Origin of the sequence: Brevibacterium samyangense (assembly GCF_039529845.1) — a bacterium.
Taxonomy (GTDB): domain Bacteria; phylum Actinomycetota; class Actinomycetes; order Actinomycetales; family Brevibacteriaceae; genus Brevibacterium; species Brevibacterium samyangense.
In genome coordinates this window covers 249,193-265,158 of record NZ_BAAANO010000013.1, presented here as the reverse complement: position 1 = coordinate 265,158, position 15,966 = coordinate 249,193, and the positions used below count along the sequence as shown (strand labels likewise).

The 15,966-nt window shown below is 68.2% G+C and carries 17 protein-coding genes; 15 read left to right on the top strand and 2 right to left on the bottom strand.

Translation table 11 applies throughout. The features are described 5' to 3' along the window. Positions 1-47 precede the first annotated feature (47 nt). Positions 48-1,022, bottom strand: a complete 975-nt coding sequence (locus ABD172_RS07920) for a PIN domain-containing protein (protein ID WP_344308518.1) — start codon at positions 1,020-1,022, stop codon at positions 48-50. 300 nt (positions 1,023-1,322) lie between these two features. Between ABD172_RS07920 and ABD172_RS07915 the strand changes: the two genes are divergently transcribed. Continuing rightward, complete coding sequence (locus ABD172_RS07915; protein WP_344308516.1) at positions 1,323-1,637, top strand: DNA cytosine methyltransferase; 315 nt, start codon at positions 1,323-1,325, stop codon at positions 1,635-1,637. A gap of 742 nt (positions 1,638-2,379) precedes the next feature. On the opposite strand, the gene ABD172_RS07910 is transcribed toward ABD172_RS07915, so the two are convergent. After that, positions 2,380-3,105, bottom strand: a complete 726-nt coding sequence (locus ABD172_RS07910; protein WP_344308515.1) for a TetR/AcrR family transcriptional regulator C-terminal domain-containing protein — start codon at positions 3,103-3,105, stop codon at positions 2,380-2,382. 53 nt (positions 3,106-3,158) lie between these two features. On the opposite strand from ABD172_RS07910, the gene ABD172_RS07905 reads away from it, so the two are divergent. From ABD172_RS07905 to ABD172_RS07840, 14 genes are all read left to right on the top strand, one after another. Next, a complete protein-coding gene (locus tag ABD172_RS07905; protein ID WP_344308513.1) occupies positions 3,159-4,622 on the top strand; it encodes an MFS transporter in 1,464 nt (487 codons plus the stop codon). Further along, on the top strand, positions 4,619-4,861 hold the full coding sequence (locus ABD172_RS07900; RefSeq protein WP_344308511.1) for a hypothetical protein: 243 nt from the start codon (positions 4,619-4,621) through the stop codon (positions 4,859-4,861). Before ABD172_RS07905 ends, ABD172_RS07900 begins: the two co-directional genes overlap by 4 nt. 409 nt (positions 4,862-5,270) lie before the next feature. Further along, entirely contained in the window at positions 5,271-6,098 is an 828-nt protein-coding gene (locus ABD172_RS07895) for a helix-turn-helix domain-containing protein (RefSeq protein WP_344308509.1), read from the top strand. 236 nt (positions 6,099-6,334) lie between these two features. Further along, the gene (locus tag ABD172_RS07890) at positions 6,335-7,450 is read left to right on the top strand and encodes an ArdC-like ssDNA-binding domain-containing protein (protein ID WP_344308507.1); all 1,116 of its coding nucleotides are present in this window, start codon (positions 6,335-6,337) and stop codon (positions 7,448-7,450) included. Next, a complete protein-coding gene (locus ABD172_RS07885; protein ID WP_344308505.1) occupies positions 7,450-8,403 on the top strand; it encodes a bifunctional DNA primase/polymerase in 954 nt (317 codons plus the stop codon). Before ABD172_RS07890 ends, ABD172_RS07885 begins: the two co-directional genes overlap by 1 nt. Next, the gene (locus ABD172_RS07880; protein WP_344308503.1) at positions 8,403-9,212 is read left to right on the top strand and encodes a DUF2637 domain-containing protein; all 810 of its coding nucleotides are present in this window, start codon (positions 8,403-8,405) and stop codon (positions 9,210-9,212) included. The genes ABD172_RS07885 and ABD172_RS07880 overlap by 1 nt, the downstream gene beginning before the upstream one ends. Further along, entirely contained in the window at positions 9,209-9,649 is a 441-nt protein-coding gene (locus ABD172_RS07875; protein WP_344308502.1) for a hypothetical protein, read from the top strand. The genes ABD172_RS07880 and ABD172_RS07875 overlap by 4 nt, the downstream gene beginning before the upstream one ends. Before the next feature lie 89 nt (positions 9,650-9,738). After that, complete coding sequence (locus ABD172_RS07870) at positions 9,739-10,668, top strand: hypothetical protein (RefSeq protein ID WP_344308500.1); 930 nt, start codon at positions 9,739-9,741, stop codon at positions 10,666-10,668. Beyond that, on the top strand, positions 10,665-11,678 hold the full coding sequence (locus ABD172_RS07865) for a ParB N-terminal domain-containing protein (protein ID WP_344308498.1): 1,014 nt from the start codon (positions 10,665-10,667) through the stop codon (positions 11,676-11,678). Before ABD172_RS07870 ends, ABD172_RS07865 begins: the two co-directional genes overlap by 4 nt. A 50-nt stretch (positions 11,679-11,728) precedes the next feature. After that, complete coding sequence (locus ABD172_RS07860; RefSeq protein WP_344308496.1) at positions 11,729-12,418, top strand: hypothetical protein; 690 nt, start codon at positions 11,729-11,731, stop codon at positions 12,416-12,418. A 17-nt stretch (positions 12,419-12,435) separates the two neighbouring features. Next, entirely contained in the window at positions 12,436-14,100 is a 1,665-nt protein-coding gene (locus ABD172_RS07855; protein WP_344308494.1) for a M23 family metallopeptidase, read from the top strand. 6 nt (positions 14,101-14,106) lie between these two features. Next, positions 14,107-14,373 carry a DUF6112 family protein gene (locus ABD172_RS07850; RefSeq protein ID WP_344308493.1) on the top strand — a complete coding sequence of 89 codons (267 nt, stop codon included), beginning with the start codon at positions 14,107-14,109 and terminating at the stop codon, positions 14,371-14,373. Between the two features lie 109 nt (positions 14,374-14,482). After that, the gene (locus ABD172_RS07845; RefSeq protein ID WP_344308491.1) at positions 14,483-14,821 is read left to right on the top strand and encodes a DUF6112 family protein; all 339 of its coding nucleotides are present in this window, start codon (positions 14,483-14,485) and stop codon (positions 14,819-14,821) included. A gap of 45 nt (positions 14,822-14,866) precedes the next feature. After that, positions 14,867-15,966: conjugal transfer protein TrbL (locus ABD172_RS07840; RefSeq protein ID WP_344308489.1), on the top strand; the 1,100-nt coding region annotated here is incomplete at its 3' end.

Here is a 15,966-nt window from a genome sequence, read left to right as displayed (position 1 = left end):
TGCAACGATGAACGCAAGAACGGCTCAAACCCGAGAACCTGTGCAAGTCAGGTGCCAAGGACCCATCGCAAGGCAGAAAGTTTCCCGTTGAGCATGCCAAGTTCGAAATCTGAGTATGGTCCTAGCTCTCCCGGTTGCGTATAGGTTTCCTCAACGCGTGCTCGCCCCTCGCCGGCGATTTTCCGTAACCGCTCGACCCCGGCATAGTCGCCAGCATCCTCCAAATGGTACTCGTGTTGCAGTGAACGGTGGTACCAGATGCGATCGAAAAGCTCCTTCTCAGCGTCTTGGATTTCATCCAAGCGTCGCGGCTCCTCCACGAAATCGGTATCTGCGAACAGTTCCTCGATCTCTGGATCGAAGTGGTGACGAAGGACCCCGTTCAATCCGTCGACTCCCAGTGCGTAAGTGGAATGCTCCGATGCGAAGGCTGCCGAGATGTCTGGATGCGGCAGCCGCTTGTCCCCATTGGGTAATGAGAAGTCCTCGCTGTTGGACGTGACGAACGCATGGGGGTGTTGCGCAAGATCGACAGTTGCAATCGCGGTTGCGTACAACTCGATCAGCAACGCGTCGGCGACACTGTTGCGCGAGCGGTGAAAAGGTGCTCGCTTCGAGAGACCTCGTTCGACGGCCGCGTGGTGTTCCGAGTCCGTGGCCTCGACTGCGCGGCCACCACGAAGCAGATCGAGGACTTCATCGAAGTTGCGGGTCGTCATCGCGCCAATCAGTGGTGCGTGGCGTGCAAGGTCTTCGACGGTCCTGAGCGCCTGCTCGGTGTCGGTGCCGCCGAAGTCATCTAGATCCTGTCGGATCAGTTTGAAGCGCTGAGCGACACTAGCGGTCATCGACGCCTCGACACGCTCTCGATTGCGCTCGTACTCCTCGATGACGAGCGACGGCACGATCAACTCGACCTCACCCTGATGAACAAGGACGCGGAGGGCAACGATCCATCGCTGACCGTCACGTCGTTTGGACAGGTCTAGCCACGTCGAGGTGTCAACCAGCAAGCTGAGCATGGTACTCACGTTATCCGTCACCGACAGCTCCGAGCGGTAGTCGGCGACGAGGCGGAGGTCCGAGGCGCACGATGAAGGGGCACTCTCCCTCGACCTGCAAGACGCGTGGCAGCTCCGATGGTGAGCTGAGTGAGAGGCGGATCGGCGCTGGCCCGACGGCCGGGAGCGGGCTTGCCGCGTCGTGTCGTCAGCAAGGCATCGGCGGCGGGTGATCGGGGTCGTGCACCTGGCAGGTGATCAGCCCGGCGATGGGCTCCGTGAGGGGTTCGGGTCCGGAGTCACCGAATCGCCGGAGCCTCCATGCACGACCACTCCGTTCCGCCTGAGGACCGTCGCCTGCGGGTCGGGTCGCTGTTCTCCGGACACGGTGGCCTGGACCTCGCTGTCGAGCACGTCTTCAACGCTGAGACGGTCTGGTTCTCCGAGATCAGCGAACCCGTCGCCCGCGTCTTCGCGCACCACTGGCCCCATGTTCCGAACCTCGGTGACGTCACCACCATCGACTGGAACGCCGTCGAACCGGTGGACATCCTCTGCGGCGGCTTCCCATGCCACGACGTATCCACCGTCGGTAAGCAGGCCGGCCTCGCGCCCGGGACTCGCTCGGGGCTCTGATCGCACATGGCGGCAGCGATCGAGGCCCTGCAACCGGAGTTCGTGGTGATCGAGAACGTGGACGGTCTGCTCTCCGCACCGGCGGTCCGCAACCTCCCGGGAGCAGCAACCGATGCCGGATGCGCCCCGCCACCGCAACCCCCGCCGACGATGCGAGTGCAACCGTTCGCGAAGTGGAACCCGACCTGTGGGGCGTGGAAGACGATGCAGCCCGACCTCTCAAGGCGTTTGGCACCGTGGCGGGAGACCTGGCTGACATGCGGCGCGATGCGCGATGGATCGACCTACCGGCATCCGTCGTCGGCGCACCGCACCAGCGGTTCGTGGTCTTCGTCCTCACCCACCGTCCTGTTCCGGACCCGGCTGGCCTCGGACTCCTCCCGTGACGGCGAGAGAGCTTGGAACACGTGCGAGCCCGTCGCGGGACGATCGCACTGAGCTATCAGATCATCGACCTGGCACTGCACGGACCCGATGGGTCACCGATGCAGAGCAGCGGAGATCTTCTCCGCTGGGGACGCCACGCCTCAGCCATCGTCGGATGGGAACACATCACTGGAGGGCCCGCGCCAACGCCAGCCCTCCTGAGCGAGACGAAGGGGCCACGGCCCGCGCCGGCGCTCGTGGAGTGGTTGATGGGTTGAACCCGATTGGGTCACCGAACCCGCTCACGGTTCACACCGGCAATCAGCAGCTCACAGTCGTCGGACACGTCGTTGCGTCTCGTCCGCTGGCGGCGGCGCTACTGACTGGTTATGACGCAAGTGATGAGCTTGCCGAGGTTGTGCTCAAAGAGTTCGTCGGCGCTGGCCTGTTGTTCGTCGAGGTGCCCTGCCTTGTGGAGGGTGGGATAGCGCTCCTCATCGTCGGTGATGCGCCTGCGGGCCAGGCTTTGTTGTTTGGGATCGGCCTGACTCCGGTGCCATGTGGATTCGACCGCCGCGGTTCCGATGACGTAGTTCGCCAGGAGTTGGGCGGTGGCGGTCAGGTCGGTGCCGGTCAGACCAGTGCCTGCGAGGACGGCGTAGAGGAACTCGGTGCGGGCCAGCGCGTTGGGGCCGAGCATCGGCCGGTCCACCAGCGTGGTGGCCCAGGGGTGGGCGAGCATCGCGGCGCGCCAGCGGCGCAGCAGGGTGCGCACGGCGCTGTGCCAGTCGTCGGTGAGCGGGGGAATCTCGACGCTGCCGAAGATGTGGTCGAAGGCGAGGTCGAGCACGTCTTCTTTGGTGTTCACGTGCCAGTACAGGGCGGTGGAGGTCACGTTCAGGCGCTCGGCGAGGCGGCGCATCGTCAACCGGTCGATCCCCTGCTCGTCCAGCAGCGCGACGGCCTCGATGACGATGGCCTCGCGACTGAGGGTCCGGCGGGCACGCGCTGGTGCTGCCCCACGGAGCCACACGCTGCCCGGCGCTTCGTCCGGCCGCGGGCGCGGCAGCTTGCTAGACGATGAGTGCGCGTCGCGTGCCATGACGGCCACTATAGCCGATTGATCATCTAACTTATCGCGGGTAAGTTAGATGTATGACGATAAGCAAGGATCGCTCGACGCGCTGGTGGGTGCTCGCGGTGGCGGGGCTGGCGCAGTTGATGGTCGTGCTCGACTCGACCATCGTCACCATCGCGTTGCCCTCCCTCCAAGCTGAACTGGGGATGAGCGACGCGAGCCGTAGCTGGGTGGTGACCGCCTATGCCCTAGCGTTCGGGGGTCTGCTGATCCTGGGTGGGCGGCTGAGCGACGTGCTCGGGGCCAAACGGGCGTTCGTGATCGGGCTGATCGGGTTCGCGGCGGCCTCCGCGCTGGCCGGGGCCGCACCGACCTGGGAAACGCTGCTGGCCGCACGAGTCGGACAGGGCGTGTTCGCGGCACTGCTGGCCCCGGCAGCGCTGGCCGTCATCTCCGGCACGTTCACCGAGCCGCGCGCGAGGGCGACCGCGTTCGGCGTCTACGGTGCACTGACCGGGGCGGGCGCGGTCGTCGGGCTCCTGCTGGGCGGGTTCCTCACCGAGTGGGCCGGATGGCGGTGGTGCCTTCTGATCAACGTGCCCATCGTCGTGGTGGCGCTGATCGGCACCCGCCTAGTGATCCCGGCACTGCCACGCCGCGGGGTTCGGCTCGATTGGGCGGGCGCGTTGACCAGCGCTATAGGGATGGCTGCGGTCGTGTTCGCCCTGACCGAAGTCGCCTCCCGCGGAGCAGGCCACGCCCTTGTGCTGGTGCCGTTCGGGGCAGGGCTGATCGCGATGGTCCTATTCGTGGTGTTGCAGGCACGGCTTCCCAGCCCACTGCTGCCGCTGCGAATTCTGCTACATCGCACACGCGGCGGAGCGCTGCTGGCGGTGGCCCTGCCGCAACTGTCGCTGTTCGGCCTGTTCCTGGTGCTCACCTACTGGTTCCAGCAGATTCTCGGCTTCTCGCCCATGCAGGCCGGTTTCGCGTTCCTGCCCCTGGCCGTCTCCATCGGTATCGGCTCCACCGTGATCGCCGGACCGCTCTCCCAACGGCTGGGTGCTCGGAACCTGATCGTGCCCGCACTGCTCGTGATGGCACTCGGCTTCGTGTTCCTCATCGGCCTGGACCCGGCCAGCGAGAACATCTACCTCACCCGGTTCGTACCCGCCGAAGTGCTCATCGGCCTCGGACTTGGCTGCACCATCGCACCCGCGGCGGAGAGCGCGACCTCAGGCGTGGACACCGGGGACCTTGGCGCTGCTTCCGGAGCGGTCAACGCCGTCACCCAGCTCGGCGGCTCGATCGGCACGGCCCTGCTTAACACGGTCGCCACGGTGTCCGCCGCGGCAGCAGCACGTGGCAACGACACGGCCGCAGCCAACCCGATCGCGCAGACAACGACCGGGTTCGATGCCGCGCTTACTGTCGCAGCCGGACTGCTCGTGGTCGCGGCCGTCGTCGTCGCCCTTGTGGTGCCAGGACGGTCCCACCGCAGCGCGGCCCGGGATTCGACGGCACGCGCGGAGAGCAGGTGAGCGGCATGCCGGTGATCCGAGTCGAACTGCCCAGCACCCGCGACGAGGCCAAGAAGATCCTGGCCCTGTACCAGAAGGGAGCCAAACACCGACATTCCGAGGATGCCGCTATCGATGAAGCCTGGAAACGGGGACGCACGCCCACCGGACGCATCCGCTTCGCCGGACTCACCAACGGACAACCACCCAGCCTCAAGTACGACGTCACTGTCCACACAGAACTCGAAAAGCCCCGATAACCCAAGGCGACTAGCAGAGACCATGAGCACCATGACGACGAGAGGAACCCGAGCCCCGGCCGGAGGCCAATCACTTGTGGCTGGACTCGACCACGCTGTTGCCCAGGAAGGTGATTCCGCATACGGGCGCGTCCGCTTTATTGTTGCTCCGGCCATCGGCACCGATCGGGCCTTGACGAACACGTTTGGAATGGGTGCGAAAGGTATCGCCGAGCCCAGCGATATCCGGGCCGGACGCATCGTTGTGCTGACGCCGGCACCGCGAGTCTGACCCGCACACTGCAAGCAGTCCGAGCGTGTGTCGTCGATCGAGGAAACCGCAGTCGACGATAAGCGTGCGTCCTTCGCCCCGATCATCGCCCGCACACGCTCGGTACAGCGGCCCATCGCACCCGTCGCCTACGACTGCATGAAGCTCATCTTCGTCCGACACGGCTCGGCGATACTGTTCAGCGAGTTCGGCGAGAAGCCGGTCAAGGTAGGCGACGTGATCGCACTGGCCGCGAACACGCTGTGCGGTAGCGAACCCGAAGACTCAATCACCGTCACCACCCTGTACTTGGACCGCGATTACATCATCGACCAGGTGTTCTGGCAGCACGCCGCCCTGCTCTCCGACCGGCTCGATGCGCAGGACTTCGCCGATGAGCTGTACTCAGAGCCCGCCCAGATACTCCACCTCGGTGAGGACCGTGCCGGGCTGCTCATGCCCTGGCTCGATGAGCTGCTGGCTCTCAGCCTGAATGGTCCGTCAGTAGATCGGTTCTACCGGATGCAAGCGCTGCTGTTCGCTGTGCTCGACGTGATCACGCCGTACGTGAAGACGACCGCGGCGCGCCGGTCAGTGACCCAGCGCCGGGCGGTGCATCCGAGTCCTCCGCGCCATCGTGAGTTCGCGCCGTTGCGAGCTGAAGCGCGACAGGCCGTCGAGCTCTTGCGTCGTGAGCCCTCCGAGCGATGGACGCTCCAGAGCATCGCCGATGCCGTGCATCTCTCGCCCTCACAACTCGGCCGGGTCTTCGTCCATGCCTACGGCAAGACACCGATGACCTACCTGGTCACCATCCGTGCCGAGCATCTCGCTCGGTTGTTGCGTGAGACCGACCTGCCGATCGAGGAGGCGATGCGACGGGTCGGCTGGCGCAGCCGAGGTCACGCCGCCCGGATGTTCCGCCAAGCCGTGGGGGTCACCCCAACGCGCTACCGGGAACTGAGCCGACAGAAGACTGCCGTTTGAGAAGGCCCTGGCGATACAGATCGCCGCAATCCCGATACGAGTATCCGCATCATCGCCCGCCTTGGCGCCCGTGACCGTTGAAAGACTGATAGTCCGGTACGGACTCGTCGGGTTCACCACACACCTGGCGGTCACATCGTCCGTTGTCCGTCTCGTCTTGCTGGTGATCCCGGCGCACCTGATGGTCACCGAGGCCCAGTTCGGCCCGGTGCTCAGGGTAGCGGGAGGACACGACGATGGCCACGACACGGGAGCAAGCCAAAGCCGCGCGGGAGGCGAAGCTCGATGCGCTGCACGAGCGCCTGACCGGCGCGGTCGAACAGCTCGTCTCCGGTGAGGACTGGGCTCGCGCGCTCGCGTTCGCGGCACGGTTCAGGACCAGATCGTTCTCCAACACTCTGCTGATCTGGGAGCAACACCAGGCAGCGTTCGAGGCCGGCCTGGTGCCCGCGCCGTTCCCGTCGTATGTGGCCGGTTACCGGCAGTGGCAGGGCTTGGGAAGGCAGGTGCAGAAGGGTCAACCGGGGTATCAGATTCTCGCGCCCGTGACCGGACGCTTCGCCACCGCCACCCCGGCCGATGCGGAATCGTGGCGGCGCCTGAGCAAGGGCGAGAAGCCGCGAGCCGGTGAGGTCGTGCGCACGCGGATGGTCGGCGTCCGGCCGGCCTACGTGTGGGACGCCTCCCAGACCGCAGGTGACCCGATCCCCGAACCGCCCGCACCGAAGCTGCTGGAGGGCCAGGCCCCATCAGGGCTGTGGGACGGCCTGGCCGCACAGGTCGAAGCGGCCGGGTTCACGGTGCTGCGGGTGCCGCACGAGGGGATGATCCACGGCGCCAACGGCATGACCGACTACTCCGCGAACACCGTCGCGGTGCGGGACCACGTGGACCCGGCCGCGCAGGTCAAGACCCTGGCCCACGAACTCGGCCACGTGCTCCTGCACGGTCCCGATGCCGAGGAGGCCCGTCAGCATCGCGGCATCGGTGAGGTCGAAGCCGAGTCCGTCGCTTTGATGGTCGGCGCCGCCCACGGAATGGACACCAGCGGGTACACGATCCCGTACGTCTCCACCTGGGCCGCGCGGGTGGATGGCAAGGAGCCAGTGGAGGTGGTCAAGGCCACCGGGGAGCGGGTCCGCAAGACCGCTCTGGCGATCCTGGACCAGCTCGACACCGCGCAGGTCGGTGACGGCACGCCGCCGGGTCTGGACCGTGATGCCGCCCAGCGCGACGCACCCTCACAAGCGCTAGCGTCGCCGACACCGGAGCCGGCAGCGCCGCGGCGGGCGGCTCCAGCGCTTGAACCGGCCGGACGAACGGTGTCGGCGTTCGAGGGGCGGGGTCTGTGATGGCCGAGCACGGTGCGGTCTCCTCGGTCCTGCTGCGGATGAATGGGGCGTGGCCGTTGTCGGCCGCCGCACGCGAATTCGCCCATGCGGGAGTGCCGGTCTTCCCCTGCGCACCGTGGGGGAAGCGGCCCGCGACCGAGCACGGCTTCCATGACGCCAGCACGGACCTGGATCAGGTCGAGGCGTGGTGGCGTCAGTCGCCGGGGGCGAACATCGGTGTCCCGACCGGCGCCGCCTCGGGCGCGGTCGTCGTGGACGTGGACATGCACGGCCCAGTCGACGGGCGGACCAGTTTCAACCGCGCCACTCGCGCCGGGCTGGTAGAGGGGTGGGAGCTGCTGGTCCGCACGCCCACGGGTGGGATGCACTCCTACTACCCGGCCACACCCGGCTCTGAGCAGCGGTCGTGGCAGGCGGCGCGTGCTGGGATCGACTTCCGCGGTGACGGCGGTTACATCATCGTCCCGCCCTCGGTCCGCTCCATCGAGGGCGCCACGGTCGGCTACCAGGTCGAGGAGGTCAACACAGGCCCCGCCAGCACGCTGGATGCGCAGCGTCTGCGGGACTTCCTCGACCCTCGCCCCACATCCCGAGCCACGCCCGCGGGTCTGGATAGGGATGTCGACGTGTCGCGGGTGGCGGCATGGGTCGCGGCCCGTGGTGAGGGTGAGCGGAACCGCGGCCTGTTCTGGGCGGCCTGCCGGCTCGCAGAGAACGGGCTCCCAGCGTCGGATGCGCTCGATGTGCTCACCGCGGCCGCCGGGCAGGCAGGGCTCGCCGAGCGCGAGATCACCGCCACGGTCCGCTCCGCCTACCGCACCGTCCACCCCACACCCGCCCGACGCGGACCCTCGTCGCTGGCGCAGGGTATCTCGCCGCTGACCGCGGACCGCTGGTTCAGTCGTGACCCCGCCCGCCCGTCAACCGGACCAGCGAGGGCGCGAGGGCTGTGATGACCACCCCGATCACGAGCAGCACGGTCGCGAGCAGGGCGGCGGGGCGCCGCTGGGCGGTGGTGACGGCGGTGTCCGGGACGGTGTTCATCGCCGCCGGCGCCTTCTGGCTGTCCTTCACCGCTTTGGCAGACCTCGCGGCCCGAAGCGGTGTCGGCGCGGGGCAGGCGTGGGCGTGGCCCCTGATCGTGGACGGCATCATCGTCGTGGCCACCGTCGCCGTCGTCGCCCTCGCCGGGCAGACAACGGCCTGGTATCCGTGGGCGCTGCTGATCGGCGGCGCCGCGGTGTCGGTGACCGCCAACGCCCTTCACGCCGTGGTCGCCGCCGATGCCGACGTGCCTGGTGTGTTGGCCGCATCGGTGGCGGCGGTGCCGCCGGTGGTGCTGCTGGCGATCACCCACCTGACCGTGATCCTCACCCGACCGCTACCAACGGCCACTGACCCCGACACGGACGTATTCGCCCGCAACCGCGTCGCGCCCGTGGAGCATCCGACGCGACCGTCCGTGCCCATCGAAGCGCCGGAACCGAGTCTGCTCCCGGCGCCACCAGAGCCGGCGGAGCCCGCCGCAGATCGGGACAGCGCCCCAGATGAGCCAACGCCACCGCGGAGGATCGCCCGACGCCCGCGAGCCGGCGTCACAAGCTCGGACCGGCGTGAGCGCGCCGCGAAGCTGCGCGAACAGGGGTGGTCAAACAAGCGCATCGCCCGCGACCTCGGTGTGCACCCGTCCACGGTCGGCCGCTGGTTCACGCCCGCGCACCTTCCCGACAAGCAGACCGTCGAGGAGGCGAAGACACCATGAGCACCACAGACCATGACCGGCATCAGCACGAGCGCAGGCAGAACGCACCCGAGCCGGCCAAGGATCACTCGGTCCCGGAGGAGTCGGAGCGGGCGGGGACGCCGGAGGCGGTGCAGGCCGCCAAGGTCGCCCACCGCAACCGCGACGTGAACGCGAAGAGCGTGGACAGTGCGCGGCTGGCGCGGGGTGTGGAGTGGGTGCGGCCCAACGACCTGCTCGCCCGGCAGTCGGCGACGGTCGCGGGCCGGGGTATCGACTTCGAGGTCGAACTCGCCCGCCGCACCCGCAAGCTCACCGGCCACGTCACGCGGGCCAGCGGCCGCGGTGTCGGCAAGGCGATCAGTGCGCGGACGCGGCGGCTGCCGGATGTCTCGCAGTTCGGCCGTAGCAGCCGGCACCAGTCCTGGGTGAGCCATTCGGGGATCGGGCTGGGGTGACCTGACATGCGCACCCCCATCATCACGGCGCCGGCGGAGCCGGTGGTGTGGGGACGCGCGTGCACCTACCTGTCAGGAGGTGCCCGACCATGACCACGACCACCAACCCGCACGACCGACAGGCTCCCGATGGAGAGGGCGGTGAGGACTTCACCACCAGCGACGGGCTACGCGCCCTGCTGCACCGGCTCCACGCCGCTGGGCCGGGGGCATGGAGCCATGATCCGGCAGCCGGGGAGCTGATGGCCCACACCGCGACCAAGTACGAACCGCTCGCCAGGAAGCACGGCCTGGACCCGTGGGAGGCCGCCAGTGCGGCATTCAAGGTGATGATCACCCGCGCGGCCCGCGAGGCCCGTGACCCGTGGGCGGTGATCACGCACGCGGTGCGGATCACCTGCATCTTCGAAGAACGCGCCCAAGGACTCTTGTGCTCGGTCCACCAAGCCCGCCGCCCGCACGTTTCGGCGTTCCACGACCCGGAGCGGTTCTCCGACCGCGAGAACCCGCTGATCGACTACCACCCCGCCTTCCACATCACCGACCCCCACAACCACAACGACACCGCGGCGGCGGAGACGGACGCTGCCGGGGCGGGCTCCGATGGTGGCGGGGGCGGCTCGGACCGGGCGTGCATGACGGCTGGGTCGGCGGCCGAGGACGCGATCGCGCTGTTCACGCTGCTGGGCTGGGGCCCGGCCACCGCTCGGGCCGGGGTCGAGCATGTCTGCGGGGCGCTGACCAAGACCGGCACCCGCCAGGCCGCCTACGAGGCACTGCGGCGGGACAAGCACGCCCGCGCCCTGCTGGACATCCCGCGCTCCTCGTGGGCCGCACTGCTGCGGGCACTGCTGGGCAACCCGCACCCCGCCTACGCCGCCACGACCGCGGGGCGGGGTGTGCTGCTGCGACTGCTGATCGGCGAGACCCTGTCGGTGCTGCTGCGCGATGACGATCTGATCCTGACCATCTCCCTGGCCGCACCCGGCCACCACGAGCCTGGTGGTGATCGGCCGTGAGTGCACCGGCGGGGTACATCGAGCTGGAGCGCACCGTCGAGTCCATTCGGGTCGGCCGCCGGCATCGCGGCGACCTGGGCGACATCGACGAACTCGCCGCCTCGATCGAGCGGGACGGGCTGTTGCAGCCCATCACCATCACCCCCGACGGAGTGCTGGTCTGTGGGGCACGCCGGTTGGCGGCGATCAAGAAGCTCGGCTGGCGCAAGGTCAACGTCTGGGTCCGCTCAGGCATCTCCGACCGCCTCGGGCACCTGCTGGCCGAGCAGGACGACAACGTGCTCCACAAGCCGCTGACCCAGACCGAGGCGGCCGCTCTGTATCGCGAGCTGAAGACGCTCATGGCCGAGGACGCCGCCCGCCGCGAGCAGGCGACCCGGTTCAGCTCGGAGAATCAGCCCGGCACTGACGGCCGTGCAAAATTTGCACCCCCGTCGCTCGGACCTGCTGGCAGGACACGCGAGCAGGCGGCAACGATGATCCCCGGCGGTGCCTCGCACACGACGCTGGAGAAGATCGGCTACCTCCAGAAGATCGCCGAAGACCCCGCCCAGCCCGCCGCGCTCCGGGCACAAGTGAGCGCTGAGCTGGAGCGCATCGACACCGGGGCTCCGGTGCATCCGATCTTTGAGGCGATCCGCGCCGCCGCCCAGAGCGCGCAGGCCGAACGTGAGACCGACCTGCATCGGCTCGCCGCCGACGCCCTCGCCCGCGCCAAGCAGACGAAGACTAGTAAGCGCGCGCCCCGGCCCCGATCGGTCACCGACAACGAGGGCGAGCCGGCCCGGTACCCGGTGCGCGCGTTCGTGCTCACCTGGTGCGAGCTGGACCAGTGGTGGACCCACTACGACGCCGAGCAGTTGGCCGCTGAGCTGAGCGATGAGCAGATCGAGTCCTTCCTGACCACCGCCGAGGGCACCAGCCGCTTCGCCGAGAAGCTCCGCGCCCTGCGCGACCGCGAGGCCGCCGACGATGCGGCTCCTGCTCGCGCCCATCTACGCGCCCTCTGACGGCAACCCTCCCTCTACCGCCGTTGGTGGCGGGGGTGCACCTGGTGGGTATGAAGACTCCCGACCTTTCCGAACCCCGGACCCGCCGCCGACTCATCGCCGCCCTCGCCGCGGCGGTCGTCGTCCTGGTGCTCGCCGGTGTCGGCGTCTACGGCCTCCTCCTCGGACCACCCGACCCGGACCGGGACGATGATCGTGGCCGCCCTGAGCCGATCGTCACCGCGCCGTCCGATCCGGTCCCCACCACGACACCGCGGCTGCCGGTGGTGCGGGCGTCGGATGATCCGCAGGCCTTCGCCCGCAACGTCGCCGCCGTGCTGTTCGAGTGGGACACCGCGAGCGGGTTCATGCCGCTGGACTACACCAGCGTGGTCCTCGACGTCGCCGACCCCACCGGCCAAGAGCAGGCCGGACTCGCCTCCGACATCGCCTCATACCTCCCAAGCCGGGACGCCTGGATCGAGCTGCGCCAGTACGCCACCGCCCAGCACCTCACCATCGAGACTGCGTTCGTCCCCGAAGCGTGGGCGACCGCGGCCGAGCAGGCGCAGCCCGGTCAGCTCGCCGAGGGCACGGTCGCGGTCACGATCGAGGGCACCCGCCACCGCACCGGGCTGTGGAACGACGAGCAGGTGACCTCCGAACACGACGTGGCGTTCACCGTGTTCGTGGTCTGCGGCCCGACCTACGACACCTGTCACCTGCTGCGACTATCCCAACTCGACAACCCCCTCCGATAGGTCCGGAGGTCGTTGTTGTGCTGAAGAAGCTCGCCATCGCCGCTCTCGCCCTGATCTTTCTCGCGCCGTCGCTGGTGCTGATCGGGATCGGAGTGGTGATGAACCCCGCCCTGACCGCCACCGGCTCCTGCACCATCCCCGGCGGCTCCAACGTCACCGTCGGCGAGGTCCCGGACGAACTGGAGGTCACCACGGCGAACGGGGAGACGTTCACGCTGAACCGGACCCAGCTCACCCACGCCGCGACGATCATCGAGACCGGCAACAGCATCGACGGGATCACGCGTGACGGGCTGGTGATCGCATTGATGGCTGCGCTCACCGAGTCCACCCTGCGGATGCTCGCGAATAGCAGCGCCTACCCCGAGTCTGCGGACTACCCCAACGACGGCGACGGCTCCGACCACGACTCCCTCGGGTTGTTTCAGATGCGGCCGCAGTCCGGGTGGGGCACCGTCGCGGAGCTGATGGACCCCGTCTACCAAGCGCAGGCGTTCTTCGGCGGACCCACCGGACCCAACCACCCCTCACCACGGGGACTGCTGGACATTCCCGGCTGGGAGGAAATGGACAAAGGCGAAGCCGCCCAAGCCGTCGAAGTCTCCGCCTACCCGGACCGGTACCGCAACTACGAGCCGGTCGCCGAAACCATCCTGACCACCCTCACCACAACAACGTCCGGCACGGACGCGTCCGCCGGCGATGCCGTGGTCCCGGCTGCACTGACGGCGGCGGTGGGATCGTCGCAGGTGGTGTTCCCGATGCCCGAGGGCACCTGGGTCCTCACCAGCGAATACGGCCCACGCGTGCATCCGATCACCGGCGAGGACTCCTTCCACACCGGCACCGACTTCGCCGCCCCCGACGGCACACCCCTCCTGGCCGCTGCGGACGGGACCGTGACGGTCGCGGAGTTCTCCGGCGGCTACGGCGGCCTCATCGTCATCGAGCATCAGATCGACGGCGCCACGGTGGTCACGGCGTATGCGCACATGTGGGAGCACGGCATCCACGTCCAGGTCGGCGACCAGGTGACGGCCGGGCAGCACATCGGCGACACCGGCAGCTCCGGCAACTCCACGGGGCCGCATCTGCACTTCGAGGTCCGCCTCGGCGGCACGAACGGTGAGCATACCGACCCCGCTGCCTGGCTCAACGCCCACAACGCCGCCGACCTCCCCGAACCCGAGACCGGAGCGCCCAGGGGCGACTGCGACCCCAGCGGCGGCACACCCGGCGGTGACCCGGACCCCCTCGATGGTGACCCCGACCGCATGGTCGATGATCCGACCTCGGACGGGCAGATCACCGCCCGGATGCTGCACCTCTACACCCAGACCCTCGCCGCGTTCCCCGACACATCCTGGGCCTGCTACTCACCCCGGCCCGGCACCGTCTCCGAACACCCCCTCGGGCGCGCCTGTGATGGGACCTTCGGCAACGCCATCAGCGAGCACCCGACCCCGGAGCAGCGCGAACTCGGCTGGGAGGTCACGGACTGGATGCAGGACCACGCCGTAACCCTCGGCGTGGAGTACTTGATCTGGGACGGCCTCATCTGGTCGGCCGGCCGCGACAGCGAAGGGTGGCGGCCCTACGACGGCGGCGGCATGCACGACCCCGACGATGTGACCGGCGGACACTTCGATCACCTGCACGTCACCGTCCGGGCCGGGAGCTGAGTCGTCATGGACATATTCCCCGACTTCGACGGCCTGGAAGGCATCGGTGACCTGCGCGAGGTCATCGGCGCGCTGCTGACCTTCGTGCTCATCATCGCCGTGCTCATGCTGATCGTCTGTGCCATCGTGTGGGCACTGTCGACCGCGAACGGCCACCACGCCGCCGCCACCAAAGCAAGGATCGGCGCCTGGACCGCCCTCGGTGCCGCAGTCCTGGCCGGCGGCGGGGTGGCCTGGCTGAACTGGCTGATCGACCTCGGCCAACAACTCTGAACCACACCCCACCACCAGCCGACCTCTCATCGGCTCCGACCGTGTGGAGCGGGCGGTGCACCTGATCGACGAGAACCCTCTCGCCGACGCCCCAAAGGAGCACCCCGCCATGACCGTCCTGAGCCTGCTCACCGAAACCACCGCTGCCGCCACCACGTTGCCGGCCGTGCTGCCGATGGACATCAACATCGACCCCAACGACACCGGACTTCCCGGCATCAGCCAGCTCCGCACCATCGTCGGCGCCGTCATGACCATCGGCCTCATCCTCTCCGTCCTGGCCTTGATCATCTCCGCGATCGTGTGGGGCTTCGGCGCCAACTCCTCCAACCCTCACCTGGCGGGCAGGGGGAAGATCGGCGTCCTCGTGAGCTGCGGCGCCTCCGTCATCTGCGGGGCGTCGGTGACGCTCATCAACTTCTTCTGGGACGTCGGCCAGCAGGTCTGACCCCCGCCCACCAACCTTCGAGTCTGCGTTAGGGAGTGATCTGCGGTGGGTGTGTGCGATATCCCCCTCGTTTCGACCGTCTGCGACACCGCCGGCGAGGCCGCCGCCTCGTTGGTGTCGGCGCCGTTCGACTGGCTCGCCGGCGCGATGGGCGCCGCCGCCGGGTGGCTGTTCGAGGCCGTCTGGACGGTCTTCGATACCACCACCCTCGTGGATGTCACCAGCGACGAGTACGTGGCGGTCTACAACATCCTGTTCGGCATCGCCGTGTTCGTGATGCTGCTGTTCTTCTGCCTCCAGCTCATCACCGGACTCATCAGACGCGACCCCACCGCACTCAGTCGTGCCGCCCTCGGCCTCGCCAAGAGCGTGCTCGGCAGCTTTGTGGTCATCACCCTGACCGCGCTGTTGCTGGAGATCGTCGACCAGCTCTGCATCGGGATCATCCAAGCCGCAGGCGAGACCACCGAGTCGATGGGCGACAAGATCACCCTCCTCGCCGCAGGCCTGGTGGGGATCAACATCGCCGCACCAGGGGTCGGCGCGATCATCACCATCTTCCTCGCCGGACTCGCCATCTCGGCCGCCGCGATCGTCTGGCTCAGTCTTCTCGTGCGGAAGGCGCTGCTGCTGGTCGCGATCGTCCTCGCACCATTGGCGTTCTCCGGCGCGTCGTGGGATGCGACGAAGGGGTGGATCAGCAAGTGGGCGATGTTCGTCATCGCCCTCATCGTCTCCAAGCTCGTCCTGGTCGTGATGTTCCTGGTCGCCATCACCCAGGTGTCGGCACCGATCGATGGGGACCTGGCCTCGGTCGCGGACCCGATCGCTGGGATCGTGCTGATGGCGATGGCCGCCTTCGCCCCCTACCTGACCTACAAGTTCCTCAGCTTCGTCGGATTCGACATGTACCACGCCATCGGCTCGGAGCAGGACGCCAAGAACGCCCTCAACCGGCCCATCCCCGCCCCCTCGAAGCCGCAGGGCGGGAATGAGCCGAAGAAGGTCCTCAACGACAGCGGCGGGGGCAAAGGCGACAACGGCGGTGGCGGTGGTGGGAAGAAGCCACCGGAACCGAAGAACCCGAAGCCGCAGGCATCCAACGGCACTGCTGGCTCGGCGGGGGCCGGTGGTGGGAAAGCGGC

Excerpts from the sequence above, each read along its gene's own strand:
- ABD172_RS07920 (WP_344308518.1), bottom strand. The coding sequence starts at position 1,022 with ATGCTCAGCTTGCTGGTTGACACCTCGACGTGGCTAGACCTGTCCAAA.
- ABD172_RS07915 (WP_344308516.1), top strand. The coding sequence starts at position 1,323 with ATGCACGACCACTCCGTTCCGCCTGAGGACCGTCGCCTGCGGGTCGGG.
- ABD172_RS07910 (WP_344308515.1), bottom strand. The coding sequence starts at position 3,105 with ATGGCACGCGACGCGCACTCATCGTCTAGCAAGCTGCCGCGCCCGCGG.
- ABD172_RS07905 (WP_344308513.1), top strand. The coding sequence starts at position 3,159 with ATGACGATAAGCAAGGATCGCTCGACGCGCTGGTGGGTGCTCGCGGTG.
- ABD172_RS07895 (WP_344308509.1), top strand. The coding sequence starts at position 5,271 with ATGAAGCTCATCTTCGTCCGACACGGCTCGGCGATACTGTTCAGCGAG.
- ABD172_RS07890 (WP_344308507.1), top strand. The coding sequence starts at position 6,335 with ATGGCCACGACACGGGAGCAAGCCAAAGCCGCGCGGGAGGCGAAGCTC.
- ABD172_RS07885 (WP_344308505.1), top strand. The coding sequence starts at position 7,450 with ATGGCCGAGCACGGTGCGGTCTCCTCGGTCCTGCTGCGGATGAATGGG.
- ABD172_RS07880 (WP_344308503.1), top strand. The coding sequence starts at position 8,403 with ATGACCACCCCGATCACGAGCAGCACGGTCGCGAGCAGGGCGGCGGGG.
- ABD172_RS07875 (WP_344308502.1), top strand. The coding sequence starts at position 9,209 with ATGAGCACCACAGACCATGACCGGCATCAGCACGAGCGCAGGCAGAAC.
- ABD172_RS07870 (WP_344308500.1), top strand. The coding sequence starts at position 9,739 with ATGACCACGACCACCAACCCGCACGACCGACAGGCTCCCGATGGAGAG.
- ABD172_RS07860 (WP_344308496.1), top strand. The coding sequence starts at position 11,729 with ATGAAGACTCCCGACCTTTCCGAACCCCGGACCCGCCGCCGACTCATC.
- ABD172_RS07850 (WP_344308493.1), top strand. The coding sequence starts at position 14,107 with ATGGACATATTCCCCGACTTCGACGGCCTGGAAGGCATCGGTGACCTG.
- ABD172_RS07845 (WP_344308491.1), top strand. The coding sequence starts at position 14,483 with ATGACCGTCCTGAGCCTGCTCACCGAAACCACCGCTGCCGCCACCACG.